Source organism: Candidatus Accumulibacter meliphilus, assembly GCF_036625345.1.
Lineage (GTDB): Bacteria > Pseudomonadota > Gammaproteobacteria > Burkholderiales > Rhodocyclaceae > Accumulibacter > Accumulibacter meliphilus.
Genome location: NZ_JAZKTZ010000001.1, coordinates 714,454 through 740,090 on the forward strand (window position 1 = coordinate 714,454; position 25,637 = coordinate 740,090).

19 protein-coding genes, 1 tRNA gene and 2 pseudogenes are annotated in these 25,637 nt (G+C 60.7%); 15 read left to right on the top strand and 7 right to left on the bottom strand.

The annotated features are described in order from the left end of the window. Positions 1 to 97: 97 nt before the first annotated feature. From V5B40_RS03110 to V5B40_RS03120, 3 genes are all read left to right on the top strand, one after another. The gene (locus V5B40_RS03110) at positions 98 to 1,009 is read left to right on the top strand and encodes a DUF4338 domain-containing protein (protein ID WP_332353155.1); all 912 of its coding nucleotides are present in this window, start codon (positions 98 to 100) and stop codon (positions 1,007 to 1,009) included. After that, positions 1,006 to 2,526, top strand: coding sequence for a transposase family protein (locus tag V5B40_RS03115; protein WP_332353156.1), 1,521 nt, complete (start codon positions 1,006 to 1,008; stop codon positions 2,524 to 2,526). Before V5B40_RS03110 ends, V5B40_RS03115 begins: the two co-directional genes overlap by 4 nt. A gap of 285 nt (positions 2,527 to 2,811) precedes the next feature. Beyond that, positions 2,812 to 2,887, top strand: a tRNA-Phe gene (locus V5B40_RS03120). A 379-nt stretch (positions 2,888 to 3,266) separates the two neighbouring features. Here V5B40_RS03120 and V5B40_RS03125 read toward each other — a convergent pair. From V5B40_RS03125 to V5B40_RS03135, 3 genes are read right to left on the bottom strand one after another with little or no spacing between them, the layout of a single operon-like run. Next, positions 3,267 to 3,638, bottom strand: coding sequence for a hypothetical protein (locus V5B40_RS03125; protein WP_332353157.1), 372 nt, complete (start codon positions 3,636 to 3,638; stop codon positions 3,267 to 3,269). Beyond that, the gene (locus V5B40_RS03130; RefSeq protein WP_332353158.1) at positions 3,635 to 3,901 is read right to left on the bottom strand and encodes a hypothetical protein; all 267 of its coding nucleotides are present in this window, start codon (positions 3,899 to 3,901) and stop codon (positions 3,635 to 3,637) included. Before V5B40_RS03130 ends, V5B40_RS03125 begins: the two co-directional genes overlap by 4 nt. Further along, positions 3,898 to 4,332 carry a DUF5681 domain-containing protein gene (locus tag V5B40_RS03135; RefSeq protein WP_332353159.1) on the bottom strand — a complete coding sequence of 145 codons (435 nt, stop codon included), beginning with the start codon at positions 4,330 to 4,332 and terminating at the stop codon, positions 3,898 to 3,900. The genes V5B40_RS03130 and V5B40_RS03135 overlap by 4 nt, the downstream gene beginning before the upstream one ends. Before the next feature lie 941 nt (positions 4,333 to 5,273). Here V5B40_RS03135 and V5B40_RS03140 point away from each other — a divergent pair. The 6 genes from V5B40_RS03140 to V5B40_RS03165 are packed head-to-tail and all read left to right on the top strand — an operon-like array spanning position 5,274 to position 13,845. Then, positions 5,274 to 7,274, top strand: coding sequence for an SNF2-related protein (locus tag V5B40_RS03140; RefSeq protein WP_332353160.1), 2,001 nt, complete (start codon positions 5,274 to 5,276; stop codon positions 7,272 to 7,274). Then, positions 7,222 to 7,953 (top strand): OmpH family outer membrane protein, encoded by a 732-nt coding sequence (locus V5B40_RS03145; RefSeq protein ID WP_332353161.1) that lies wholly within the window; start codon positions 7,222 to 7,224, stop codon positions 7,951 to 7,953. Before V5B40_RS03140 ends, V5B40_RS03145 begins: the two co-directional genes overlap by 53 nt. A 43-nt stretch (positions 7,954 to 7,996) precedes the next feature. Then, a complete protein-coding gene (locus tag V5B40_RS03150) occupies positions 7,997 to 9,001 on the top strand; it encodes a hypothetical protein (RefSeq protein ID WP_332353162.1) in 1,005 nt (334 codons plus the stop codon). Beyond that, positions 8,925 to 9,422: a hypothetical protein gene (locus V5B40_RS03155; protein ID WP_332353163.1), complete on the top strand. Its 498-nt coding sequence runs from the start codon at positions 8,925 to 8,927 to the stop codon at positions 9,420 to 9,422. Before V5B40_RS03150 ends, V5B40_RS03155 begins: the two co-directional genes overlap by 77 nt. Beyond that, on the top strand, positions 9,419 to 10,603 hold the full coding sequence (locus V5B40_RS03160) for a PDDEXK nuclease domain-containing protein (RefSeq protein ID WP_332353164.1): 1,185 nt from the start codon (positions 9,419 to 9,421) through the stop codon (positions 10,601 to 10,603). The genes V5B40_RS03155 and V5B40_RS03160 overlap by 4 nt, the downstream gene beginning before the upstream one ends. Next, the gene (locus tag V5B40_RS03165; RefSeq protein WP_332353165.1) at positions 10,603 to 13,845 is read left to right on the top strand and encodes a DEAD/DEAH box helicase family protein; all 3,243 of its coding nucleotides are present in this window, start codon (positions 10,603 to 10,605) and stop codon (positions 13,843 to 13,845) included. The genes V5B40_RS03160 and V5B40_RS03165 overlap by 1 nt, the downstream gene beginning before the upstream one ends. Before the next feature lie 856 nt (positions 13,846 to 14,701). Here V5B40_RS03165 and V5B40_RS03170 read toward each other — a convergent pair. After that, a pseudogene (locus V5B40_RS03170) lies at positions 14,702 to 15,238 on the bottom strand (tyrosine-type recombinase/integrase); the annotation flags it as partial. 453 nt (positions 15,239 to 15,691) lie between these two features. Here V5B40_RS03170 and V5B40_RS03175 point away from each other — a divergent pair. Beyond that, positions 15,692 to 16,405: a class I SAM-dependent methyltransferase gene (locus V5B40_RS03175; protein ID WP_332353166.1), complete on the top strand. Its 714-nt coding sequence runs from the start codon at positions 15,692 to 15,694 to the stop codon at positions 16,403 to 16,405. 233 nt (positions 16,406 to 16,638) lie between these two features. Here the strand turns inward: V5B40_RS03175 and V5B40_RS03180 are convergent, their stop codons facing one another. Further along, positions 16,639 to 18,291 (bottom strand): ArnT family glycosyltransferase, encoded by a 1,653-nt coding sequence (locus V5B40_RS03180; protein WP_332353167.1) that lies wholly within the window; start codon positions 18,289 to 18,291, stop codon positions 16,639 to 16,641. 637 nt (positions 18,292 to 18,928) lie between these two features. Here V5B40_RS03180 and V5B40_RS03185 point away from each other — a divergent pair. The 5 genes and pseudogenes from V5B40_RS03185 (at position 18,929) to V5B40_RS03205 (ending at position 22,720) form a co-directional block, all read left to right on the top strand. After that, the gene (locus V5B40_RS03185; protein WP_332353168.1) at positions 18,929 to 19,183 is read left to right on the top strand and encodes a hypothetical protein; all 255 of its coding nucleotides are present in this window, start codon (positions 18,929 to 18,931) and stop codon (positions 19,181 to 19,183) included. 365 nt (positions 19,184 to 19,548) lie between these two features. Further along, on the top strand, positions 19,549 to 20,574 hold the full coding sequence (locus V5B40_RS03190) for a metallophosphoesterase (protein WP_332353169.1): 1,026 nt from the start codon (positions 19,549 to 19,551) through the stop codon (positions 20,572 to 20,574). A 7-nt stretch (positions 20,575 to 20,581) separates the two neighbouring features. Further along, positions 20,582 to 21,005: pseudogene (locus V5B40_RS03195) on the top strand (hypothetical protein). A gap of 105 nt (positions 21,006 to 21,110) precedes the next feature. Beyond that, positions 21,111 to 22,154: a bifunctional UDP-4-keto-pentose/UDP-xylose synthase gene (locus V5B40_RS03200; protein WP_332353170.1), complete on the top strand. Its 1,044-nt coding sequence runs from the start codon at positions 21,111 to 21,113 to the stop codon at positions 22,152 to 22,154. Continuing rightward, a complete protein-coding gene (locus V5B40_RS03205; protein WP_332353171.1) occupies positions 22,061 to 22,720 on the top strand; it encodes a cytochrome b/b6 domain-containing protein in 660 nt (219 codons plus the stop codon). The genes V5B40_RS03200 and V5B40_RS03205 overlap by 94 nt, the downstream gene beginning before the upstream one ends. Before the next feature lie 25 nt (positions 22,721 to 22,745). On the opposite strand, the gene V5B40_RS03210 is transcribed toward V5B40_RS03205, so the two are convergent. Beyond that, a complete protein-coding gene (locus V5B40_RS03210) occupies positions 22,746 to 23,912 on the bottom strand; it encodes an MFS transporter (RefSeq protein ID WP_332353250.1) in 1,167 nt (388 codons plus the stop codon). A 97-nt stretch (positions 23,913 to 24,009) separates the two neighbouring features. Further along, entirely contained in the window at positions 24,010 to 25,608 is a 1,599-nt protein-coding gene (locus V5B40_RS03215) for an ArnT family glycosyltransferase (protein ID WP_332353172.1), read from the bottom strand. Positions 25,609 to 25,637: the final 29 nt, after the last annotated feature.

Here is a 25,637-nt window from a genome sequence, read left to right on the forward strand (position 1 = left end):
AAAAAAAACCTTCGCACAAGAGGGCTAGACGGCCGGGCGGACTTCTGGCAGGATAGGTGGAGCGTAATCAATCTGCGCTTCAGTCGGAGGTTTTGCGATGCTTGCAACGAGTGCGGGGGAATGGGTGCACTGTGGTCGCGTGTTCAGCGCGACGGAGATTGCCGAGCTCTGCGCGACGGTCGCGTGGCTGCCGGGATTGGCACGCAAGGAGTTGGCGGCGACGGTGTGCGAGCACCTGGGCTGGACGACCCTGACGGGGACGGCGAAGATCAGCGCCTGCCTGGATTTCCTGGAGCGTTTGCAGGCGGCCGGATTGCTGGTACTGCCTGCGTTGAGGCCCTCGCCGCCGCGCCGTTGCGCGCCGCCATCGGCATCCGCCGCCCCAGTCGCCCCCGTTGCCGAGCCGGCGGTGCACTGCGCCCTGTCGGCGCTCGCGCCGGTGTCCCTGGCAGTGGTTCGCGACGCGACCCGGGTGGCGCAGTGGGATGCGCTGGTGGCGCGCTGGCACCCGCTGGGTTTCCAGGGGGCCTTCGGTTACCGGCTGCGCTACTTCATCAAGGCGGGCGAGCGGCGGCTGGGCTGCGTCCTGCTGTCCGGTGCTGCCCGCGCGGTGGCCGTGCGCGATCAGTGGATCGGCTGGACGGCCCAGGCCCGCCGCGAGAACGTGGCGCGGGTGGTGAACAACAGCCGCTTCCTGATCTTTCCGCACGTCCGCGTACCCCATCTGGCCAGCCATGTGCTCGGGCAACTCGCGCGCCGCGCACGCGCGGACTGGCTCGAGCACTGGGGCTTCGAGCCCCTGCTGCTGGAGACCTTCGTCGATCCGCGTCACTATGCCGGCACCTGCTACCGTGCCGCCGGTTGGCAGTTGCTTGGGGCAAGCAGCGGGCGCGGGCTGGCCCGCCCTGGCCAGTCCTATCACAGCACGCCCCGCCAGGTGTGGGTCAAAGCGCTGACCTCGGATGCTTGCGCCGCGCTGTGCGCCGCGCCGGGGAGCCCGCGGTCATGAGCAAACCTTGCCGTCGCCCGACACGCGTGGCCATCAAGAAACTGCGCTCGGAGAAGAAACGGCAGGAGAAGGTACTGAACGCGAAGCTGCGCGCAACGGGACAAGTCCCCCACTCAGCCGCTCCATTGCCCAACAGAAGCTCGGCCTTCGCGACCGTCGACGAGGAACAAAAGGCCCGCGAGGACGCCGTGAGCAAACAGATGCGCCTCCTGCGCAAAGAGCTGCCCGCCTTGCTCGCTCAACTGGAACAAATTCCCGACCCGAGAGATCCCAAAAAGCGCCGGCACAAGCTGACCGTGCTTCTGCTCTACGGCTTGCTGATGTTCGTCTTTCAGTTCTCTTCCCGGCGCGAGACCAACCGCGAAATATCCCGTCCCCAGTTCATGACCAACCTGCAGCTGCTGTTCCCGGAGATCGACACCCTGCCACACGCCGACACCCTGTTTCGGCTGTTGCGCGACATTGACCTTGAACAGCTCGAGCAGGCCCACGTCGATCTGGTGAAGCGGCTGATTCGCGGCAAGAACTTTCGTCGCTATCTGATCGACCACTGCTATCCGATCGCCATCGACGGCTCACAGAAGCTCGCTGGCGACACCCTCTGGACGGAGGAACTCCTGCAACGTACCGTCGGCAAGGACGAAACCCGTCACACTCAGTACTTCGTCTACGTCCTCGAGGCCAGCTTTGCCTTCCACAACGGCCTGGTCATCCCACTGCTCAGCGAGTTCCTCGAACACGCGCTGGGCGATACCGAAGCGCAAAAGCAGGACTGCGAGCTGCGCGGCTTTGTGCGCTTGAGCGACCGGCTCAAGACGCTGTTCCCCCGCCTGCCGATCCTGCTCCTGCTCGACGGCCTCTACGCCAACGGGCCGGTGATGCGGCGCTGCTTGCGCGCCCACTGGCAGTTCATGATCGTGCTCAAGGACAAGGATTTGTCCACGGTCTGGCAGGAGTTCCGCGCGCTCCACGCCCTGAAGCCACAAGCCGTGCAGCGCGGTTGGGGAAGACGCCGACAACACTTCAGCTGGGTCAACGACATCGACTACGCCTTCGCTGCCAACGGGCGTCAGCGTCTCAAGCTGAATCTGGTGGTCTGTGAGGAAAGCTGGGAGAAGATCGATGAACAGGCCAGGACCGTCACCGAAACATCGCGCCACGCCTGGCTCTCCAGCCAACCGCTCAGCCAAGACAATGTCCATGAGCGCTGCAACCTCGGCGCCCGCCACCGCTGGGGCATCGAAGCGGGCTTCCTCGTCGAAAAACATCAGGGCTACCACTACGAGCATGCCTTTGCCCTCGACTGGAATGCCATGAAAGGCTATCACCTCCTCATGCGCCTGGCGCATGTGTTCAATACCCTGGCACGCTTCACCCGACAGCTACGCGATCTCTATCAGCAACTCGGCGTGCGCGGTGCCATCGCCTTTATCCGAAGCTCCTGCGCCGCCCCCTGGCTCGACCCAGCACGAATCCGCGCGCTCCTCGCCGCTCCATTCCTGCTTCAACTTGAGTGACCTCACACAGGCGTACCCGAAACATCCTCTCGAGCGCGGCGTACGCCGCGTTCGGAAAGGCTCGCCTGGCGATCGTACCGCCGTCCAAAAAATTCTTTCGGCATCCTCCTGGCTGACTCCACCACCCGTTCTTTGCCGCTAGCCAACCGCAATCTGACCGCCTCGACCGCAAAAGCGGGCGTTACCGGCAAATGAGCCTGATTCGGCTGGGTCATGCGTCAGGGCTGCGATTGCCCTGTTGGCTTTGACGACAGAGAATCGATTCGATATACTGCCGCACTCGATGGCCAAGTAGCTCAGTTGGTAGAGCAGCGGACTGAAAATCCGCGTGTCCGTGGTTCGATTCCGCGCTTGGCCACCAAAGAAAACAAGCAGTTAGCCCGACTCAAAAGGTTGGGCTTTTTGCTTTCTGCCTTACGTGTAAGAACTTTGTAACCGGAATCTGTCAACCTGAGACGGGTACCGGTCACGGTCGGCGCTCTCGTTACCCTGTAGTCGGGCCCGATTGTTTCCAGGCGCTTGATTGGCTAGGCTGTGAAGAAGCCCCGAGGGGCCGGTCAGAAGTCGGGACCATTGGGCTCGGTCAGTATCTAGCCATTCTGGCGCGGGGCTCGCCTCTCCCGCATCAATCGCAGGCGCCAGACCGACATCCAGCGCCACAGCCAACCACGGCAGGCAGGGTGGTACGGGGACCCCAGCGAAGCCAACGCCCTCGCTGTGCCTCGGGCCAGAGCGTCCGCCTATGCCTCGCCCTTGCGCCAGGCCACCGGCCCAAACACGTTGCCCATGGCGCCCTTGATGGCACCTTCCAGGAGGCTCCTGCCGCCGCGCTCAGAGGGGAGCATCGACGCTTCGATAAGTTGCGCCTCGAATTCCGTGCCGCAGTAAGTCGCGCCTTTCTCGATTCGGGGTCTGTCTGCCGGGTGCATCGCCGCCACCACGATTACGAAATCGCCGCGAGCTACCGCCTCGTTGACCTGTTGGCGGTACTCAGCCCATTTTTCGGCTGTCTCATCGTTCGTGGGCTCGCTCAAGCGGCAGACAGTTTGCCGGGGCTTCGGCTGCAACGCTTCTTCGAGTTTGTGCAGACGACGTTCCAGTGTGTTGGTCATTGCTGCTTTTCCTCGGGCAGTAGGATCAATCTGCGCGCCCGCGGTGTGGTGCGCGCCCGCGCTTCCGCTTTTACTCGTCCGACGAAGGCATCTTCGGTTTCGTCCGCATTACGCTTGAGAATCCGGTCGTCGATCTGGGCTCGGACGATTTCATTGTCGCCATCGGGCGATATGATTCGGCGGCAAATAAGGTCGATGCAGCTCTCTCCTGGTTGTGCCGCTTGCTTCAACTTCATGAGCCGGCGTTCGATGGCTGTGCTCATTTCGTGCTTTCCAGTATGGCGATGCGTTGTTCAAGCTCTTGTGTCTCCAATGCCTTGCGTTGCCCTTCCACAATGCCGGCCAGGGTCGCGGCTTCACCGGGTAGAAGGTCGCCAGCAGCCACGGCCTGCAGGATGGTGGCCTGAGCTTGGGTGATACCCGCGGCGGTGTTGGTGTCTGGCAAGCGCAGGAATACCGGGCGCTCCTTCGCCGGTGGCACCAGCCGTTCGAGTACCAACCTAGCGGCGCTCATGTCTCCCTGCTTGGCCATTTCTACGATCTTCTTTGCGATGGCGTCGGCGCCTTCCTCCATGACAGCCAATGCCACGAGGGTCATGCGGTTCCTGCTGCCCGGCGGCCTGCCCTGGGGATTGCCGGATTGGCCGGGTTTCCAGCCAGGGCGCAGGTTGTCTACTTTCGTTTTGTCGCTCATTCGTTGTACCTCGACGGTGTTTATTCAATGCGCAGCTTATTTTGCGTGACACTCACGAAACCATATCGCCGCCCAAACTCGGCCCACGCTCGCTGTGCAGAAAGGCGTGCTGGTTCCGACTTTTCGACACGTGCCAGGATCGCCAGCAGCGCCCTTAGCGAAGCATTCTGCTCGTCGCCTATGGCGCTTCTATGGCAGCCCGCCTGTCGCGCGCCCGCTGAGCGTGTTTACGCTCGCTGTCAGTCATCGGTCGTTCACCCTTGGGTGGCCTGCCACGTTTCGTGACTGTCACATCCGCGATGCGTTGGACATAAGTGAGTGTGGTCACCCGATTTGATGGCGCGATGTTCACGTTCTTTGATGGTTGTTGGTGGCGTTCTTGCCACTCACCCTTCGGCATCGCGCCAAGGCTACCCTCCACTCCGGCAGCATCAAGGCCAGGCCCTTCGGGTGCGGGCTTCGCCCGCAGCCTTGACCCTGCCTGCGTTCCGGGTGTTTTGTCGCCATGCCGAATGGCTCGTTGTGTGCCGCACGCGCACCATGCAACAAGCACAACTCGTGCCTGGCAACGTATCGTATCTCACTGATTTCACGCACAAAAGTTTGGTCAAGTTTGATGATGGCAAATCACCCCTTCACATCAACGTACGTGATCAAAAACAGGCCGTTTGCCATCGAGAATGCTGACCCTGCTCTGAGAAGCCAGTTTCTTCCGTCCGCGCGGAACGGAAGAAGACCAATATCGATGCCGGCCAAAAAGTCCAGTATCGAATTCCACATGAAGCCAGATGCAAAGCCCGAATGTTCGATCCATGTAGTGCAGCAGACGCAATTCGCGCTGTCCGCGCTTAGCCGCGAGGGGCGGCAACTTGGGCGGGCGCGCTTGCTTCTCGTAGCGGACCGTTGGCAGATACTGGTGAAAGACCATCGAGGCAGGCATTGTGCTGTGTCAGTTCTGGGCCGAGCGCAAACGCCGCTTGCTGGTGATCTGCCCGGCATCACTGCGCAAGCAGTGGGCGACCGAGCTTCAAGAGAAGTTCAATCTGCCTGCACAGGTGCTCGACGCCAAGGCGTATGGCGAGAGGCAGCGAAACGGTTGCGAGCCGCTGGCAGAGAAGGCCGTGCTCATCATGTCCTTGAACTACGCGAATGCACTGCGTGAGGAAATAAAGACCTTCGCCTGGGACCTGGTCGTCATTGACGAAGCACACAAACTGCGCAACGCCTATCGGCCGAGCAACAAGGTCGGCCAAGGGATTCGCTGGGCGACCGAGGATTCCCGCAAGCTATTGCTGACCGCCACGCCGCTGCAAAACTCGCTGCTCGAACTGTACGGCCTGTCGACGCTCATTGACGAGCACCTGTTCGGCGATCTCAACTCGTTTCAATCTCAATTTGCCAGCGCTGGCAGCGACATCGGAGCATTGCGTCAGCGTCTTGCGGGCTTCTGCAAACGTACCCTGCGCAGCCAGGTGACGGAGTACATCCGCTATACGGAACGGAGACCGATCACGCGACCGTTCACGCCGAGTGACGACGAGCACGCGCTGTACGAGGCCGTCTCCGGATTCTTGCAGCGTGATGATAGCTATGCACTCCCCGCACGCCAGCGACACCTGACCGCACTCATCCTGCGCAAACTCCTGGCGTCCTCTTCGCTGGCCATCGCTGCCACGCTCGACACGCTGCGTACGCGCCTCGAAACGCTGCGCGACGAAAAGAGGCAGGACGATGCGGCGTTCGCCGCGGGGCTTATCGAGGCCGAAGAGATAGAGGACGATCTGCTCGACGAGATTCTCGCGGAACCTGACGATGCCGAAGACGAAAGCGAGTCACCCACGATCGACCGTCAGAAGTTGCGCGAGGAGATCGAGATTCTGCAGCGGCTCGCGGCCTGGGCGCGCAGCATCGGTATCGACAGCAAGACGAAGGCCTTGCTTACCGCGCTCGATGTCGGTTTCGAAAGGATGGCTGCGACCGGTGCGGCGCGCAAAGCACTGGTTTTCACCGAGTCGCGGCGCACCCAGGAATATCTGAAGAGTTTTCTGGAAGCCCACGGCTATCGCGGACAAGTGGTGGTCTTCAATGGCAGCAACGGCGGGGCGGAAGCCAGCGCGGTCTACGAGCGCTGGGCTGTGAAAAACTGCGACACCGGGCGTTCATCTGCTTCACGCGCTGTGGATGTGCGCACCGCCCTGATCGAACACTTCCGCGACGCAAGCGCCATCATGCTTGCCACCGAAGCAGCGGCAGAAGGCATCAACCTGCAGTTTTGCTCGCTGGTCATCAACTACCACCTGCCCTGGAACCCGCAACGTATCGAGCAGCGCATTGGCCGATGCCACCGCTACGGGCAAAGGCACGACGTTGTCGTGATCAACTTCCTGAACGAGCGCAACGCCACTGACCGCCGCGTTCTCGAATTGCTGGGCGAGAAGTTCAGTCTCTTTAACGGCGTCTTCGGCGCCTCGGACGAAGTGCTTGGGACAATCGAGTCGGGGGTGGATTTCGAGAAGCGCATCCTCGCCATCTACCAGCAGTGCCGGACGTCAGAGGAAATTGACGTGGCGTTCAGCACCCTGCAGGCGGAAATGGACGAGCAGATTCGCACACGCATTGACGATACACGGCGGACCTTGTTCGAGCACTTTGACGAGGATGTGCATCATCGCCTGCGCTTGCAACTTGACGACGCACGCGCGCAGCTCGACCGCTTCGGCCAGCGCTTCTGGTCCCTGACCCGGTTCATGCTCGACGATCGCGCCCGCTTCGATGACGACGCGCTGGCTTTCGATCTTCGACGCCCGCCTCGAACCGACATCGCGCGAGGCCACTACCACCTGATCTCGAAGTCGCGGCCCAGGGCGGCGCAGGTTGCCAACGGGGAAAGTGGCGAGGAGTACAGCCCGTTTTCTCTACCGCGTTTCGCACCCGCTGGGTGAGCATGTCATCAAGAGCGCGAAGACTGTCGAGACGCCCTCGGCGCGAATCGCCTTCGATGTGTCGCATCATCCGGCGCGCATCCATGCCGTCAAAGCGCTTCGTGGCCGGGTCGGTTTTCTCTCGCTCACCCGCCTCGTCGTCGAGTCCTACGAACGCGAGGACTACCTGCTGTTCTCCGGCTTCGAAGACACCGGCGCTTCACTTGACCAGGAGACCATGGAGAAACTGTTCAGTTGCTCGGGGTGCGTGCAGGGTCATGAAGATGTCTCGGCTACCGTGCAGCAACGTCTGAACGCCGAGGCGGCGCGGCACGCCAAGGCGACCATCAGCCGTTCGCTCGAACAGAACAGTGGCCACTTCAACCGGGCGCGCGACAAGCTGGAACAGTGGGCTGACGACAGGGTGCTGTCAGCGGAGAAAGAACTTGCCGCGACCAAAGAGCAGATCAAGTCCCTGCGACGGCTGGCACGCCAGGCCGTCACACTGGAAGAGCAGCACGAGATTCAACAGCGGCTGCAGAAGCTGGAAAAGCAGCAGTGCCGCCAGCGGCAGGACATCTTCAAGGCCGAGGACGAGATCATGGAGAAGCGCGACACCCTGATCGACTCCCTGGAACGACGCCTCGCGCAGCATACGGAGAGCGAAGCGCTTTTCACCATCCGCTGGCCCGTCCAGTAGACTGCCGCCAACCCGGAATGATCGATAGAGGACAAACGACGCGATGACCCAGAAATACCAAAAGCTGAAGAGCCTGTTGCAGGAGTTGTTCCAGCTCGACCAGCCTGACCTGGACTTCGGCCTCTACCGCGTCATGCACGCCAAGAGCGCGGAAGTGTCGCAGTTCCTCGACAAGGACTTGCTACCGCAGGTGAGGGCGGCATTCGGCCAATATAAGACCGCTGACAAGGCTGAGATCGAGAAGGAGCTGGCCAAGGTCATCGGCGGCGTCGAGGCCGCTGGCATGGATCCTGCGCAGTCACCCAAGGTTGCCGACCTGCGCGCTCGGCTTTCGAGCGAAGCAGTGGACATCGGCGCGCTGGAGAGCGAAGTGTACGATCACCTGTTCAGCTTCTTCCGTCGCTACTACTCCGAGGGTGATTTTCTCGCCAAACGCGTCTACAAGCCGGGTGTGTACGCCATTCCCTACGAGGGCGAAGAGGTTACGCTGCACTGGGCCAACAAGGACCAGTATTACATCAAGACCAGCGAGTACCTGCGCGACTACGCCTTTCGCCTGCGCCCGGACGACGATCGCAAGCCCATGCGCGTGCACTTCCGTCTGGCGGATGCCGCCGAGGGCGAACACGGCAACGTCAAGGCCGTCGAGCGCAAGGACCGGGTGTTTATCCTGGCGGCCGCTGGCGATTCCGGGCACGACTTCATCGCCCGGGAAGACGGCGAGCAGGGCAAGGAACTCGTCATTCGCTTCGAGTACCGCCCGGCGACGCTCGGCGACGCTCGGCGACGCTCGGCGACGCTCGGCGACGCTCGGCGACTGGCCCGACTATGTTCGGGAGGAAAAAAACAAACCTCCAGTGCAGAAAGACTTGCTCGCGCTCGCCGCCAGGCGCGTATTGGCAGCGACGGACGCCTCCCTGGCCGGCTGGATCGCAGAGCTGGGCAGACCGCACGTCACGACGCTGCTCAACGTGCAAGCTTTTGCGGATCCCACGGCCTACAAGCTCAAGGTCAAACGGCCCGGGTCGGACGAAAGCCGCGAGCTTAACGTCGATCTGCTGGAAACCTTCAACTGGCTGATCGGCCTGAGCGTCCGGCACATCGCTGCGCGACAGATTTTCAATGCGGCGTTCGAACGCGATAGCGAGAAGCGCCTGCAACTCGATGGGCGCCTGAAGCAGGATGCCAGCGGCCCGTACTGGTTCCGTACCGTCAGCGGTAGCACGCCGGACGGTCGCAAGACCTTGGTCATCTGGCGCAAACTGACCGGCGAACCCGAGCAGGACAACCTGGTGCTCGACGAATGGTTTGCCAAGCAGAGCTGTTCGGCAAGGGACAGCGAATTCGATCTCATCTACGTGAACGGCGGCAACAATCTCGAAAACCTCAAGACCCCGGACGCCCTCTGGAAGGTGAGGCTGATCGAAGAGGACTTCCACCGGCTGATGTTCGAGGCGGATGGCGTATGAGTGTGCGCAAGCCGACCCGTTCGGCCCTGTCTTTCGAACATCTGGTAACGAGCATCGGGCGGGCGCACGCGAGCTTGGCGGCGCACGCGTCACGGGCGGTCAACAGCAGCCTCACCCTGCGCAACTGGCTGATCGGCTTGTACATCGCCGAGTACGAGCAACAGGGGTCGGACCGTGCCCAGTATGGCGATACCCTCATCGAGCGCCTGTCCTATCGACTGATCGTTGCCGGCATCAGCCGGGCCGAGCCCAGGGAATTGCGGCGCTATCGCCAGTTCTATCTGACCTATCCGCAGATTCGGGAGTCACTGCCTCCCGAATTCGCCACGACGCTGCTGGCGCAAACGGGTTTCACTGGAAATCGGGAGTCGGCGACTCCCGAATTGGGAATCACGGCCGGCGATGTCCTGTCCAGGCTCTCGTTCAGTCATATCGCCGAACTGCTGTCATGTGACGACGCAACCAAACGCGCCTTCTACGAACTGGAGTGTATCCGTGGCAACTGGTCCGTGCGCGAGCTGAAACGGCAGATTGCCAGCCTCTACTACGAGCAATCCGGACTTTCGATGGACAAGAGCAAGCTGGCCGCCCTGGCACAGGAGCGCGCGGAGCGAGCGGAACCGACCCTGGCCATTCGCGACCCCTACGTCTTCGAGTTTCTCGGCTTGAGGCCCGAGGAGGTGATGAGCGAATCGCATCTTGAGGATCAACTCCTGGCGAAGCTGCACGACTTTCTGCTCGAACTCGGCCACGGCTTTTGTTTCGAAGCGCGGCAGAAGCGCGTGCTGATCGGCAACACCCACAACTTCGTGGACCTCGTTTTCTATCACCGTATTCTCAAATGCCATGTCCTTGTCGAGCTCAAAGTCGCCGCCTTCAGCCACGAGAACATCGGCCAACTGAACACCTACGTGAGCTGGTACCGCAAGAACATGATGACCGCAGGCGACAACCCGCCGGTCGGCATCCTGCTGTGCACGCAAAAAGACCATGCCCTGGTGGAGTACGCGCTGGCCGGTATCGACAACGGGCTGTTCGTATCGAAGTACCTGCTGGAACTGCCGAAAAAAGAGGAGATGCAGCGGTTCATCGAGACGCAACTGGCGGCAGGAACGCTCGATGAAGAGAGCGTGCTCCCGAGTGCACCTGGCAAGTCCGGTTCCAGCAAGGGAGATCAGTGATGCCGCGCGGCCGTGCCACCAGGCAGCCACAGCTACCGTTTGCGAAGAAGCTGGTTTTGAACCAGTGGTTGCTGTCGCTGTTCAACGTCAAGCACTTCGAGGAGCTGGCAGAGCACCTGCGCCACGAGAGCCTCGAAGGTCTCGACGAAAACAACATCCACCACTTTTACCATGCACTGACGGCGCAGCTCTTCAATCTGACACAACTGCCGACGGACCTGCTGCTCGAATACGACCAGAACATCGTCAGGCACACACAGCGGCTGAACGAGCGACGCATCACGCGCGGCGAGCGGCCGATCGTCTGGAAGTATTTCCAGTACCTCACTCTGCTATTCACCGAAGTCTATCTCGACCGCTACTTCCGTGATCCCCAGGCGCTGCTGGCGGCACTGAACGCGCAGGTGGCCAACTACAACGCGGGCAAGCCAGAAGCCGACCGGATTACGGCCTTCGACGCGACCACCGCGGCCTGGTCGCAGCTCAACAAACTGGCTTACTGGAGCGCTACCGGTAGCGGCAAGGCGCTCTTGATGCACGCCAACATCCTCCAGTACCAGCAGGCGCTGAAAACACACGGCAGACGGCGGGAACTGAACCGCATCCTGTTGCTGACGCCCAACGAAGGCCTGTCCCAGCAACACCTGCGCGAGTTTGAGGCGGCGGGTATCGAAGCCGAGTTGTTCAACAAGGACGGACGCGGGCTGTTCACCGGGCAGGCGGTCGAAATCCTCGAAGTCACCCGGCTGCGCGACGAGATGGGCGACAAGACCATCGCCATCGACGCCTTCGAAGGCAACAACCTGGTGCTGGTGGACGAGGGCCACCGCGGCACAAGCAGCGGGGAAGAGGGGGCGTGGATGCGCGCACGCAATGCCCTGTGCGAGCAAGGCTTTTCGTTCGAGTACTCGACCACCTTCGGACAGGCGGTCAAGGGCAGGCCAAAACTCATCGATCTGTACGCCAAGAGCACGCTGTTCGATTACTCCTACCGCTACTTCTACGGCGATGGCTTCGGCAAGGACTACCAGATCCTCAACCTCGACGAAGGAACACAGCGCAAGCATCTGGAGTTGTATCTGGTGGCTTGCCTGCTGTCGTTCTTCCAGCAACAGCGTCTCTACGGCGAGCAGGGCGCGACATTTCGGCCGTTCAACATCGAGAAGCCCTTGTGGATCTTCGTGGGTGGCAGTGTGACGGCGACGCTTGCCGCGCGCGACGCGTCGGATATCGTGGAGATTCTGCAGTTTTTCAGCCGCTATGTGGCAGATCGGGCGGCCAGTATCCAGCATATAGAACGTATCCTGCATCACGGCCTCGTCACTACGGCGGGCAGGAATCTCTTCGCCGGGCGCTTCGTCTATCTCAACACCTGCGGGCTTTCCCCGGCGCAGGTTTTCGACGCGACGCTGGAAACCCTTTTCCATGCACCGGGCGGTGGGCAGCTCTACATTGAGAACCTGAAGGGAGCGACCGGCGAAGTCGCGCTGCGGATCGGCGCCGACAACGAGCCATTCGGGGTCATCAACGTCGGTGACGATGTCAAGCTCGTGAAACTGTGCGAGCAGCATCGTCTTGCTACCGGCGAGCGCGAATTCTCGGGCTCGCTGTTTCAGGAGATCAACACGCCGCAGTCGACGGTGAATCTTCTGATGGGGTCAAAGAAGTTCACCGAGGGCTGGAGCAGTTGGCGCGTCTCTACCATGGGCCTGATGAATGTTGGCAAGGGAGAAGGCGCCCAGATCATCCAGCTTTTCGGACGCGGCGTACGACTCAAGGGCTACGACCTGAGCCTCAAGCGCAGCAGCAAGGCGCGGCTCCCCGAGGGTGTCGATCGGCCCGAGCACGTTGCCGTCCTGGAGACACTTGGCATCTTCGGCATACACGCCGACTACATGGCGCAGTTCCGCGACTTCCTCGAAGAAGAAGGCCTGCCCACCAACGACGATCGCAGCGAGTTCCGCTTGCCGGTGATCAGGAACCTCGGTACGCAAACGCTCAAGACTGTCCGCCTCAGGAAGACGATCAACGGCGTCAGCACCGAATTCGGCGATGCGTTTCCTAAACTCGGACCAGTGCCGACACTGGCCAGGCCGGATTCGGCCAGCGATCCAGGCACGGCTTCCCTGCAGAAAAACCAGATTGTCCTCAACTGGTACCCGAAGATTCAGGCGATGAAATCTGGCGGTCTGATTGGCGGCGACGCGGATGCCGCGCCAAACGAGACGCACCTCGGTGCTCGGCATGTCGCTTTCCTCGACCTCGACCGGCTCACCTTTGAACTGGAGCGCTTCAAGGCCGAGCGCGGCTGGTACCACCTCAACCTGACCCGGCAAGGGATCGAGCGTTTGCTCGCCGATCAGAGTTGGTACCGGCTTCAGATTCCTGCTGAAGAGCTGGCCTTCGATTCTTTCGAGAAGCTGCGCCTGTGGGATGAGATCGCCGCTTCATTGCTCAAGAAGTACACCGAGCGCTACTACACCTTCCGCAAGCGCGATTGGGAGTTACCGCACCTGGAGTATCGCGATCTGGAGGGCGGCGATCCCAACTTTCTGGGCGTCACGGAGTCGCCCGACGAGGGCTACTACCGCGTCTTGGTCGACAAATCGGAGAAGGAGATCGTCGCCAAGCTTGGAGAGCTGAAGGCCGTCATCAACAAGGGAGAGCTGAAGACGTGGGCGTTCGCGGGCCTGAAGGCGGTCTGCTTCGGTCAGCACCTCTATCAGCCCCTGTTGTATCTCGACACCAAGATCGTCGAGATCAGCCCTACGCCGCTGAACAAGGGCGAACTCCGCTTTGTCGAGGATCTCAAGGCCTTCCATGACAGCAACGCCGCCTTCTTCAAGACCAGAGAACTCTACCTCTTGCGCAACCTCAGCAAGGGCTGCGGCGTGGGCTTCTTCGAGGCCGGCAACTTCCACCCCGACTTCATCCTGTGGTTGCTCGCCGACGGCAAGCAACACGTCATCTTCGTCGATCCCAAAGGCGTCCGGAACCTCGGGCCGAGCGACCCGAAAATTCAGTTTCACCAGAGCATCAAGGAAATCGAGCAACGGCTCGCTGACGAAAGCGTGCACTTGCACTCCTTCATCGTCTCCAACACGCCGTCGGCCACGATGAGCATGCTCTGGAACATGGAGAGGGGCGAGATGCAGAAGCGGCACGTCCTGTTCCAGGAAGAGGATCAGGACAGCTACACCAAGAGCATGATCGACATCACCTATGCCGCTGGCGCGGTGTGATGACTGCCTCGAACGGTTCCACCGCCAACACCTCTGGATATAGCGCCAGCACTTCATCACGAGTTGTGGGCGGTGAGCAGCGCACCTCCCGTAGATCATGGTCGGCGAGGTCGATCAGCCAGCAGCGTGACGCGTTTGTCGCTTCACCCGAGTCGCATCGCCGTGCTTCCAGGATGCCGCTTTGTTCTGCCGAAGCTGCGTGTGCCAGCGGCTCTGTGCCGCCTCGCTCCCCGACATCTTCACGCCCCGGCTGACGACAACCGGAGCGTCACGCCGGCCGTTGCCGCCGCTGCAATGAGCGCTTCCAGGCTCACAACGCCTCCTCGACGATGAAATCCTGTTCAGCTTCGACCAGCGGAAACCCACTTAAAGCCACCAAGCCCACCTGTTCAGCCGACTGTGCTTGCTTCCTCTTGCCGCAATTGGTGGCTTTGGTGGGAATAGGTGGCTTTGTTCTGGTCGGTCCCGGCGCTTTTTTCGGTCCACAGTACCCAGCGTGCACTCTGTATGCAATCAGGCTCCATTCAGGCGGCTGAACTCGAACAGAACAGGCATGCGGAAGTAACTGGTAAGCGAAGACTTGGCGAAACGTTCCACTTTCGTCGGCATGCCCCAGCAGCCTGACAATAGCATCGGGAGACATGTGGTCCGGCGCTACGAACGGAAGCGCACGAACTGGAATAGCCTCGCGGCCATTGATAAAGACCACTACGTTCATACATGGCACCCCTTCTCGGCGCTCCTTCGTTGAGGTGCCGCGCCAGCAGGGGAAGGTGCCCTGTTTTCGATTGGCCGATAGAGGCGCGGAAAACCTTTTCCACGCGGTGGTGATGGCTCGAAGTCCGGGCCGTGCATCCTCCGCTGGCTGCAAGGTACCGGCTTCGCTGAGAATCCAGGCTTCAATCTTCGTGTGCCACATCCGCAGCAGGTCTAGGGAACGAACCTTGTAATGCCGCTCAGCGGTGGCACTTGGTTTGTGTCCCATGATTTGCGCCACCACGCCTGTAGGCACCTCAGTCCACTCGCTCAGCGTGGCAAAGGACCGACGCAGGCCATGAAGCGTCATGTCCTCAATGCCGGCGATTGTGCAAGCCCGGTGGTGCTGTACACACGGAGCACTGAGCCGGCCAGACGAGGCTGCGGGGCTGCTGAATACCCACTCGTTGCGACGCGGCAGGCAAGCCAGCAGCGAAGCGACGTAAGGCGTCAGCGGGATAGTGCGCTCGCCCTCTACCTTGTCGTGAATAGTGATTGACCGCCACCGGAAGTCGACATCTTCCCATTTCAAGCCGGCCAGTTCCTCGCGGCGTGAACCAATCAACATCAACACCTGCAGGTAGGCGCAAATCACCGAGTTCGTAGTTTGGCGCACGGCAGCGAACCATGCTGTTAGCGGTGTCGCTTTTCCGTAGAAATCTGGCGTCGACAGCCTGACGGGGTGAGAAGGCCAGATTTCTACGGAAAAGCGACACCGCTAACACGGGAGAAGGGTCAGGGGTGAGGCGGGGAATTCAGGGAGCATGCTCCCTGCCCGGCGAACGATTCCGGCGTGCAAGCCGGAATGCGCACTGCAAGTGAGAGGGGGACGGTCATGGCTTTGATCATCAGGGGTGTCTCGACAGGTCATGACCGTTAGCACGGCGCACGCTAAGTCTCGGCTAATTCTCGGGCCGGATGATGGCGTCCGGCGCTCGGCTCACCTCCGGGTGCCGAAGGCTTACTCCATTACTACCGGTCAGGAGACGGCAGGAACTGATGCTACCGATGGCCTGCTGCGCGGCGGGTTCCACAGTTCACAAGCAACACTGACCGCGTCCGTCCCGAGCCTCCGACTCCGAGGAAACTTATGAACGCCCACAAAGAACTGCCCATCCACCTGTCTTTTTCTGACAAGTACACGGACGACCATTCGTGGCAATACTTCCACAAACACCGCCGCAAGAAGCTCTCCGACCGCATGGAGCACCGTATGGCGCGACGCGCCCTGGCCCTTGCCGGCAATCCCGTGTCGGTACTCGACCTGCCCTGTGGCGCAGGCCGTTTCTGGTCGATGCTGGCACGCGACCCGAAGCGCGAGCTGCTGGCTGCAGATTTCAGTGGGGCGATGCTCGAAGTCGCGGCGAAGGTACGCGAGCCGGCTGTGGTCAGTCGTTTCCGTCTGTTGCAGTGCTCGGCGTTCGACATCAGCCTGCCCGACAACAGTGTCGACTGCATCTTCTCGATTCGCCTGATGCATCACATTGGCGAGTCGGCCAACCGTATCGCGATGCTCAGGGAATTCCACCGCGTCAGCCGCGACACGGTGGTCGTATCCTTGTGGGTCGATGGCAACCACAAGGCCTGGCGACGCCGCAAGGAGGAAGAAAAGCGTCGCCAGGACGGCGAGCCGAGCGACAACCGCTTCATCGTGCCGAGGGAAAACTTCGAAAGCGAATGCTTTACTGCCGGCTTCGACATCGTCGGTCATGTCGACTTTCTGCCACGCCTGTTCATGTGGCGTACTTACGTTTTACGCAAGAAAGCCGCCAAGACCGTTGTTGACCCGCACGACTGGACTTAAGCGGTGAGCGCTAACGATCTGTTTATCAATCAGGAAAATGGTGGGTAGCCGATAGCACACTACCCAGTCAAACTCGCCATCGGCAAACGGCGGCGCAAGGGAATCGCCGTGCTGACTGATCCGTTCCGGGTGTCCTTGGCCGAAGAGTCAATCGGGAGGGATCGAAAGCGATAACTTTACCGGTAGCAAGTAGCGCCAGCGTGCTTCCGACTCGCCAGAGAAGCGGTAGCGTTTTACTGTGGTGGTGGCTGTTGCAGATAGTAAACGCTGTAATTGCCGTCGCGGAATAACCCTTGATAGACCGGCTGCGGCCATTCAATCCCTTGTCCTCTCCGGCCCGCGCTGGTCAGCAACTTGCTCTCCTTGTCACTGATCAGCAAATAAAGTGGGTAGCGCAGGCTCGTGAGTTGCTCGACTTGATTGATGAATAGCGGCCTGAATTCGTCGGCCACATTGACGTGGTAGACGATCGCCAGGCTGTCCTTACCGACGCCATACATCGCCAACGGGCCCGGTTGCTGCCGGCGCAGCTCTTCAACCGCCTGGACAAACGGCCGCGCAGAATGGATCTGCAGTTCGGCAGGCTCGCGCAGGTAAACGTTGGTGAGCCAGAAAGCGCTCGCGGCGACGGCGACGACCAGCTTGTCGCGCTTGTCCTGTGGCCACGTTCTTCGTAGCGCGAACAAGGCCAGCAGTTGGCAGCCGACCAGCAAGCTCAAGAGCAACGACGTCTGGATTTCAAGGTTGAGATGACCTTGTCTGGCGTAGTGTTCGGCATAGAACAGCAGCCCAACCAACAGCATCGGAAATATTAGCAACAGCTTCTGCAGCGTGCGATAGATGACGCGGAGGAATCCATTGCTCTGGTTGATGAAGACGTAGGCTGCCAGCGCCGCCATTGCCGGCACGGCGGGTAGCAGGTAGCGCGCCTTCTTCGTTTCCGGAATCGACAGGCCGATCAAGACCAGCAACAGCCAGCCGGCCATCAGCACTGCCATGCGCATGGCCGGGTCCCACGATACGGTGTCGGCTTTGCGCCAGAAAGGAAGCTGTAGCCGCGGCAAGGCGCTGCGTAGCAGCGACGCCGTCACCAACAGTGCTAGCGGAAAACTGAGCGCAAAGTTGGAGAGGCTGTTGACCAGGTAGTAGTAGCGGGGCAGCGCGTCGTCATGACCACCCAGTCGCCCGGTCACCTGCATTCGGATGACGTCTTCGACGAAGGTCTCGCCGCCTTCGATCCGGGCCAGGAACAGCAGAGCGAACCAGCAGGCGATCAGCAGCGCCAGGGACGGCAAACCAATCCTGAATACGGCGCGCCATTGATGGGTCAGCGCGTAGTAGCTGCACAGCACGCCGACCGGGATGACGATGCCCATCGGGCCGCGAATCGAGAAGCCCAGGACGAGCAGGACGAAGATCCAGAGTAACCAGCGTTCAGACGATGCGATGCCGGCGTCCCGGCGGTAGGCAAGAATGAAGCACGCGAGGGTGATCGTTGCCAGCATCTGGTCGAGCGAAATGGCGCGCGCCTCGACCAGAAAGGTGGCAGTCAGTAACTCGAAGCACACGGCGACGAACGCCCATTGCCGCGATACGTAACTCAGCAGGCGATAGGTCAGCGCCAGATTGAGCGCGCTGGCGAGAGCGGTAGGGAGGATCGCCGTGAACTTGTTGACCTCGCCAAGAGGCAAGGAGCCCAGCCAGATCAGCAGGGTCGAAGTGGCCGGGTAATCGGGATAAGGCTCGCCGTAGGTTCTGGGAAAAATCGACACGCCCGCTCGCAGCATTTCCTTCGCAAAGACGGCGAAGCGTGTTTCAAAGCCGACGAATTCCTGGCCCCACAGACCAAGAGTGAATAGCAGCAAACCAACGACGGCAACGGCCATGGTTTCCCGTCGCACTTGCCGAGCTGTAGGTGCGGGCATACTCGCAAGCGGTGCAGATGGTGTTGCGTTCATTTGGAATGTCGGCAAGTTTGTCGGCTCACGCTGGCTCTCTGTCCAGGGTCGTCAGGAGGGCCGCCGGTGCCGATCACACTGCCACCACCAGTGGCGTTGTGGTCCGTTCGTCGGGCGGCGAGCCCCGGATTCTAAACGCCTTCGACCGACAATGGTGCAGTTTGTCGGCCGCTGCTGGCCGCCGTGTCTACCGGCGGCCAGCTTTCACGGCAATTTTCCGCGCCCGACAAAACGGCTTGCCGTTGGGCTGAATTGCCTCTGCGAGGAGAGCAAGCGACATCGATCGTCGCGTCCTTTTCCATCACTCGCTTGCTGAGAGACGCTCTGATAAAGAGCACCTAATTCTTGACTACGTGTCGACCGCTGTTCTCGGGACTTTTCGAAAGCGAAGGCGATTTGAATCCGCGCTGGGAAGCAGCCCATGCCGCCTACTATTGCCGCGATCATTATCGGCCCCCTGACAGCGGTTGGGTATTTGCTGTTTTCCGCCCCCAATCGCGTACAGCTCACCGCAATCCACACCTTGCAGTGAAACTGGAAGTTCGAGAGTGTGTACTCAGGCTGGATGCTGGCGACCATTCCCTTCTATGCGCTGCTCGGCAATCATGATGTGCCCGCCGATGCGCAAGTGGAAATCCGCTATTCCCAAGGTCACGCGAATTCCGGCAGGTGGCAGATGCCAGGGCACTACTCCAGCCGGCACTTCGGCATCGCCAATGGCCACCCCCTGTTGCGCGTCGTGTTCATTGATTCCAATCAACTGGAGCCAGGGGATCTCGATAAGCAAATTCGTTTCGCTGAAGACGCTTTTTTCTTCTGACCCGGGAAGGCAGCGGCTATCGATTGCCGTAGCGCAGCAGTGGCGTCAATGACCGCGCTCGTAGGGAGCACTGGAAGCACCGGCCCTAATTCTCGGCTAAGACTTGAGCGCTAGTCTTGAAACTCGACCACTGTCCATGGAAATTGAAAGCGTGACCGCAAAGAATCGAAAGCCGTGTATCGCGGACCTCCTCTGGCAGGGCACGTTCGCTCCGCGCCGCGTCTCTTCGTCATTTCCTTGGTCGGCAACGGCGACCGACGGGGAAAAATTTACAGGCGGCCCGGCTACGTCAGTTGCGCCAGATCGGCCTGCACCTGCTGGGTTTTCGCCGTTGCGCGCCCTGGCGTCGGCAGAAGAAGGTCTGAATGGTCGTTCCTAGGAAAATCATCCTTCGTCTGGCGTTATTTGTCGGCCTTACTGTCGTCGTCACCCTGGCGGTTCTCGCCTATTGCCAGTTGTCAACGCCGCAACCCGTGGCGCTTGCCGTCCCATCGGCGACTGCCGCACGGATTTCGTTTTTTGCCCTTGGTGACCAAGGCACAGCCCAGTTTGATCAATGGAGAGTTGCGCGCAGCATGGAAAATGTCGCAGAAAAAACGGGTGACCTCGATTTCGTTATTTTGTTGGGCGACAATTTCTATCGCGATGGTATTCAGTCAACGGAGGACAGGCAGTGGAACTGGAAATTTGAAAACATGTATTCCGGAACGAAGCTGGCGACCATCCCATTCTATTCGGTGCTGGGCAATAATGATGTGCGGGGAAATGGCGAAGCGCAAATCCAGTATTCCAGGGATCAAGCCGGCTCGGGTCGATGGCAGATGCCGGGACACTACTACAGCAAGGATTTTGGCCTGGACAATGGTCATCCGCTGTTGCGTGTCGTCTTTGTCGATAGCAATAACCTGACGCCGGAAAATATGGCCAAGCAGGTGCGTTTCATTGCAGAAGCCTTCGCACCATCGGCCACGCAGGCGACATGGCGGATCGTGGTGGCACACCACCCCATTCGCAATGCGGGCCACCATGGCGAGACCGAGGCGTTGGTATCGACCTTGTTGCCGGTGTTGCAAAAATACCATGTCGATCTCTACCTGGCGGGCCACGATCACGATCAGCAACTCATCGTCCGCGATGGCGAACCCTACTATGTCATTTCCGGAGGTGGCGGCCAGAGCCTCCATATGGTTTCAAAGGGACAGGAAGGCTTGCTGTTTGGGAAGTCGAAACACGGTTTCGCGAGAACTGTCGTCGACTCGTCCAGGATGGCCATCGATTTCTACGATGACGATGGCCAAATGGCAGTCCGGTATGCTGTTCGCAGAAGCTGTACGGAGCCCGCTTCCGCCTGCTTGAAACAAACAATGGCACCCACGACAGACAAGGAATGATGACACCATGCAGGACTCTTCCGAACAGGTGTGGAGAAAAGCGCCTGAAGAGACCTTGCTCTTCTGGGTCGTCAAGATTGCCGCCACGACCCTGGGCGAGACCGGCGGTGACGCGGTATCGATGTCGATGCAGCTCGGATACCTGGAAGGCACCGCGATCTTCGCCGCGATCTTTCTTGTTGCCGTTTTCGCTCAGATCAAGATCAAGAGCCGAGATCTTCTACTGGACGAGCATTTCTCGGACCGTCTTTTTCTGGACAGCATTTGTCCTGACTCGGCCCCTGGGTGCAGTTGTTGGAGATTTCCTCGACAAGCCATTGACTTCCGGTGGTTTGGCGATGAACCGCTACTCGGCATCTGCGATTTTTGTGGCATTCATTGTCTTCTGCCTACTGGTATTCAAACATCGGCCTGCAAGGCAAGGCCATTGATCACATCGAGGACAAGCGATCGCGTTCGGCAGCCCTTTCTTGCGAACTTGCGCGGCGCGATATCCCCGCCCGACTGGGCCAAAACCCTATCCCTCTCTGACCATTATGAAAAAAATTCTCATCCTCGGCGTCAACGGCTTCATCGGCCACCACCTCTCGCAACGCATCCTGGCCACCACCGACTGGGAGGTCTACGGAATGGACCTCAACAGCGAACGCGTAAGTGACCTGATGCCGAATCCGCGCTTTCATTTCTTCGAAGGTGACCTGATGATCAGCAAGGAGTGGATCGAGTATCACGTGCGCAAATGCGACCTGATCCTGCCGCTGGTCGCCATCGCCACCCCGGCGACCTACGTCACCGAGCCCCTGCGCGTCTTTGAACTCGACTTCGAGGCCAATCTGCCAATCATCCGGCAGGCGGTGAAGTACAAGAAACGGGTGGTCTTTCCGTCAACCTCCGAGGTTTACGGCATGAGCCAGGACCCGGAATTCGATCCCGAAAGCTCGCCGCTGATCTACGGTCCGATCAACAAGCCGCGCTGGATCTACGCCTGCGCCAAGCAAATGATGGATCGGGTGATCCACGCCTACGGCCAGCAGGAGGGACTGCAATACACACTGTTCCGCCCGTTCAACTGGATTGGCCCCGGCCTGGACTCGATCCACACGCCGAAAGAGGGTTCGTCGCGCGTAATCACCCAGTTCCTCGGCCACATCGTTCGTGGCGAACCAATCAAGCTGGTCGATGGCGGCGCGCAGAAGCGTTCCTTCACCTACGTCAGCGACGGCATCGACGCGTTGATGAAGATCATCGCGAACAAGGATGGCGTTGCCGACGGCAAGATCTACAACATCGGCAATCCCAAGAACAACTACTCGATCCGCGAACTGGCCACCCTGATGCTGGATCTGGCCGCCCACTACCCGGAATACGCCGAATCCGCGGCCAGGGTCAAAGTGCTGGAGACCACCTCAGCCGAGTACTACGGCAAGGGCTACCAAGACACGCAGCACCGCGTACCGAAAATAGCCAACACCATGGCCGACCTCGAGTGGGCGCCGAAGGTCACTTTCGAGGATGCTCTGCGCGATATCTTTGCAGCCTACCGCAGCGACGTTGCTGCGGCACGCGGGCTGATGGACTGAAAGCGGGTGACGAACAAGACGCAGGCAACTGGTACTTCCAGGTTCACCAGTATTTCGGTCTGGCTGCATTCTGTTTCGTCTTCGCTTTCTGGGTTGTTCTTGCCACCCGCTCGAAAGGCACAGCGCCGGGTGCGCTGTTCCCCTGGTTCTCGGGCACGCGTCTGCGTGCTTTGCGCACGGACGCCATGACTCATTTCGCCGCCTTGCTCTCGCGGCGGCTGTCAGCACACGATCCGCACGCGGCGCTGCCGTCTGCGGTGCATGGTGTTGGGTTGCTGCTGATGTCGGCCATGGCGATCAGCGGAACGATCTGCTACTTCATCAACAGCGGCGACCCGGACGCCGGTGGCGCCGTTGGCGCTGTCATGTTCGTGCACCGAACTCTTGCCAACCTCGTGTGGGCCTACCTGATCGGCCATGCCGGGCTGGGCCTTGTCCATCACTACGCGCACGACATCCACCTCGGAGAAATGTGGTTCCTCGACCGCGACGCGACCGGGCCAGGAAACGCGTCATCGGCGCCGACGGAGCACTCGGCACCATCAGCGCCAGCCCGGTTGCGCTGAGCGCGCTCAGCGGAGCGCCACATGCTCACGCTGCAGGCCTCGTCGTGCCGGGCTGCCAGGCCAGTCCGATTAATGCGACGAGGCAGAAAGCCGCTCCGGCATGGAAGGTGAACGACGCTCCGAGCCGATCCCACAGCAGTCCGGCCAGGACGCTGGCCAGGAGCATTGCCAGTCCGCTCACCAGGCTGAAGAAGCCGTACGCCGTGCCGCGCAGGTCGGCCGGTGCGCTATCGGCGACCATCGTCGTCAGCAGGCCCTGCGTCATGCCCATGTGGATGCCCCAGAGGGCAACACCGGCCAGGAGCACGCCCCAGTGGTCGCTGCTCGCCAGAACGACGTCCGCGGCGATGAGCATGAGGAGACCGCCGGCCAGCAGTTTCCGGTGGCTGACGCGGTCGGAGAGCCTGCCGAACGGATACGCCGAGAGGGCATAGACGACATTCATCGCCACCATCACCAGCGGCACCAGGGCCAGGGGTATGCCGGCCTGTTGCGCGCGCAGGACAAGGAAAGCCTCGCTGAAGCGGGCAAGGGTGAACACCGCGCCGATCACCACCACTGACCAGTACGGGCGCCCGAGGCGTTGCAGGTTTTGCCGCTGGATCGGACTGCTGCGTCGTGCCGTTGCCGGGCGCGCCGGTTCGCGCAGGCCAAAGGACAGTAGCGCAACCGCCATCAACCCCGGAATGGCCGCCAGCCAGAATACCGCCCGGAAGTCGTTGGACCACAGCAGCATCAAACCGACCGCCAGCAGAGGACCAAGAAAGGCGCCCACCGTGTCCAGGGACTGGCGCAGGCCGAACGCTGCGCCGCGCAGAGACGGTGGCGCTATGTCGGCGACCAGGGCATCGCGCGGTGCGCCGCGAATGCCTTTGCCGACGCGATCGAGAAGCCGCGCGGTGAGCACGCTGCCCGTCGTCGAGGCCACGGCAAACAGTGGTTTGGTAAGCGCCCCGAGCGCGTAGCCGCATACGGCAAGGCCCTTGCGCTTGCCGAAATAATCACTGAGCGCACCCGAAAAAACCTTGACGATCAGGGCTGTGGATTCGGCCAGTCCTTCCACCATACCAACCGACAGGGCGCTGGCTCCAAGCGTCGTGACCATGAACAGCGGCAGCAGGCTATGGATCATCTCCGAAGAGATGTCCATCAGCATGCTGACCAGACCCAGGACCCATACGCCTGCCGGCATCTTCGGCAGGCTGCTTTTTTCCGCTGTGGTCGTGGTCGATTTCACGTTCCAGCCTCTTGCCTGGTTCTGCCCGCCATCGCTGCCCGCAGGTCCATCCTCAGCCACGACCCGGCGTTCCTCTGCAAACATCGAGCTGTTGGCGCTGCTCGGCGTCGAGTCGCCAGACCACTTTCTTGCGCTCTGAAAAAGCAATGGCGCTATCCGGAAGGAAGCGATAACGGTCGGCCTGCGCGGTCTTCCCCCAGATCCACAGCACACCGCTACCAGTCCAGGAGCACAGACGCGAAGCAAGGTCTCCGGGAAGCAGCAGTACTTCCTGCTGCTTCACCGGGTCAAACCGTGCCGCGTCGTACAGTTCCTTGCGCCAGTTGTCCTCTTTCGGGACCTCCGGGTCCTGCCAGTTGGTGACCACCCAGGAGTCCTTCGCCGCCCGCAGGTAGAACGGTAGGTCGTACTCGTACTCGTCGATCATGACGATCTGGTCGTCGGGGCGAAACAGTGGCGCGACCTGCTTGCTCAGGCTCCGCGTTGCGGTGTGGTCGAACAGCGCGACCACCACGATGAAGGCGACGCAGAGGCTGCCGGCGACGACCAGGCTGCCGCCCAGCCAGACCGGGGCATCTGGTTTCCCGGTTTCCTGTCGTTGCTTTAGCCAGGCGAGCATGGCGTCGGCCATTAAACAGGCCAGCGGCGGCAGTGCCGGGAAAATATAGCCGACCAGTTTCGAATTCGGCAAGGAGAAGAAGACCAGAATGCCCAGCATCCAGAGGAGCATCAAGCTGCGAATATCGAGTTTCTCCGGGGCGACCAGGAACTTCCACGAACAGACGCGCGCAATCCACAGCGACCACGGCAGTGTGCCGAGAAGGACTACCGGGAGATAGAACCAGAACGGCCGCGCGTTGCTGAAGCCGGTCTCGGCGAAGCGCTTGAAATGATGGTAGACAAAGAAGTAGTCCCAAAAGCCGCTGTACGACTTCTGCATCCACAGGAACCAGGGCACTGCCACGGCGAGGAACAGGAGAATCATGGGGATTGGCAGCAAGGCAGGGATCAGCCGGTAGCGCTTGCGCACCAGGATCCACGCCAGCAGGATCGCGCCAGGCAGCACGAAGCCGATCAATCCCTTGGCGAGGGCGCCAAGCGCGGCAAAAAGGTAGGTCAAAGCCAGCGCCGTCCGGTAGGGCAAGCCAGCGTCCAGGCGCAGCACGGCGCTTGCACCGCAGACGATGCAGGCCGTAATCATTCCGGCGACCAGCATGTCGAGATTGGCATACTGGGCGCCGGCAAAGAACATCGGCTGGGTCACCAACACGACGACAGACAAGGTCGCCAGGCGCTTGTCCGCATAGTGTTTCACGAACAGGTACAGGGCGCCTGCGGCGATCAGGGCGCCGAGGATCGATGCCACGCGAGCAGCCCAGTCGTTGGCGCCGAACATCTGCAGCGCCAAGCCCGTCAGCCAGTAAAATAGCGGTGGCTTGTGAAAAAATGGCAGGCCATCAAGCGTTGGCAGCAACCAGTTGCCGCTGTTGAGCATTTGCCAGGCGACGCCGACGTACCGTCCTTCGTCGGGCAGCATCAGCGACCTGACGCCAGCCAGGGCGCTGAGCCATACGGTGCCGAGCACAAGCATCAGGCTACTGGTAGGGGTAGTGAGGAGATGCTCGGAAATCGCGGAAAAAGGACGTTTCATTTCTTGCTCGTTGCTGGCTAATGTGAAAA

What these genes read in the sequence shown, in the direction of transcription:
- V5B40_RS03190 (WP_332353169.1), top strand. Translation starts at nt 19,549, where the DNA reads ATGGTCGTTCCTAGGAAAATCATCCTTCGTCTGGCGTTATTTGTCGGC.
- V5B40_RS03185 (WP_332353168.1), top strand. Translation starts at nt 18,929, where the DNA reads ATGCTGGCGACCATTCCCTTCTATGCGCTGCTCGGCAATCATGATGTG.
- V5B40_RS03180 (WP_332353167.1), bottom strand. Translation starts at nt 18,291, where the DNA reads ATGGCCGTTGCCGTCGTTGGTTTGCTGCTATTCACTCTTGGTCTGTGG.
- V5B40_RS03215 (WP_332353172.1), bottom strand. Translation starts at nt 25,608, where the DNA reads ATGAAACGTCCTTTTTCCGCGATTTCCGAGCATCTCCTCACTACCCCT.
- V5B40_RS03110 (WP_332353155.1), top strand. Translation starts at nt 98, where the DNA reads ATGCTTGCAACGAGTGCGGGGGAATGGGTGCACTGTGGTCGCGTGTTC.
- V5B40_RS03150 (WP_332353162.1), top strand. Translation starts at nt 7,997, where the DNA reads ATGACCCAGAAATACCAAAAGCTGAAGAGCCTGTTGCAGGAGTTGTTC.
- V5B40_RS03135 (WP_332353159.1), bottom strand. Translation starts at nt 4,332, where the DNA reads ATGAGCGACAAAACGAAAGTAGACAACCTGCGCCCTGGCTGGAAACCC.
- V5B40_RS03210 (WP_332353250.1), bottom strand. Translation starts at nt 23,912, where the DNA reads ATGCCGGCAGGCGTATGGGTCCTGGGTCTGGTCAGCATGCTGATGGAC.
- V5B40_RS03160 (WP_332353164.1), top strand. Translation starts at nt 9,419, where the DNA reads ATGAGTGTGCGCAAGCCGACCCGTTCGGCCCTGTCTTTCGAACATCTG.
- V5B40_RS03175 (WP_332353166.1), top strand. Translation starts at nt 15,692, where the DNA reads ATGAACGCCCACAAAGAACTGCCCATCCACCTGTCTTTTTCTGACAAG.
- V5B40_RS03130 (WP_332353158.1), bottom strand. Translation starts at nt 3,901, where the DNA reads ATGAGCACAGCCATCGAACGCCGGCTCATGAAGTTGAAGCAAGCGGCA.
- V5B40_RS03200 (WP_332353170.1), top strand. Translation starts at nt 21,111, where the DNA reads ATGAAAAAAATTCTCATCCTCGGCGTCAACGGCTTCATCGGCCACCAC.
- V5B40_RS03125 (WP_332353157.1), bottom strand. Translation starts at nt 3,638, where the DNA reads ATGACCAACACACTGGAACGTCGTCTGCACAAACTCGAAGAAGCGTTG.
- V5B40_RS03165 (WP_332353165.1), top strand. Translation starts at nt 10,603, where the DNA reads ATGCCGCGCGGCCGTGCCACCAGGCAGCCACAGCTACCGTTTGCGAAG.
- V5B40_RS03115 (WP_332353156.1), top strand. Translation starts at nt 1,006, where the DNA reads ATGAGCAAACCTTGCCGTCGCCCGACACGCGTGGCCATCAAGAAACTG.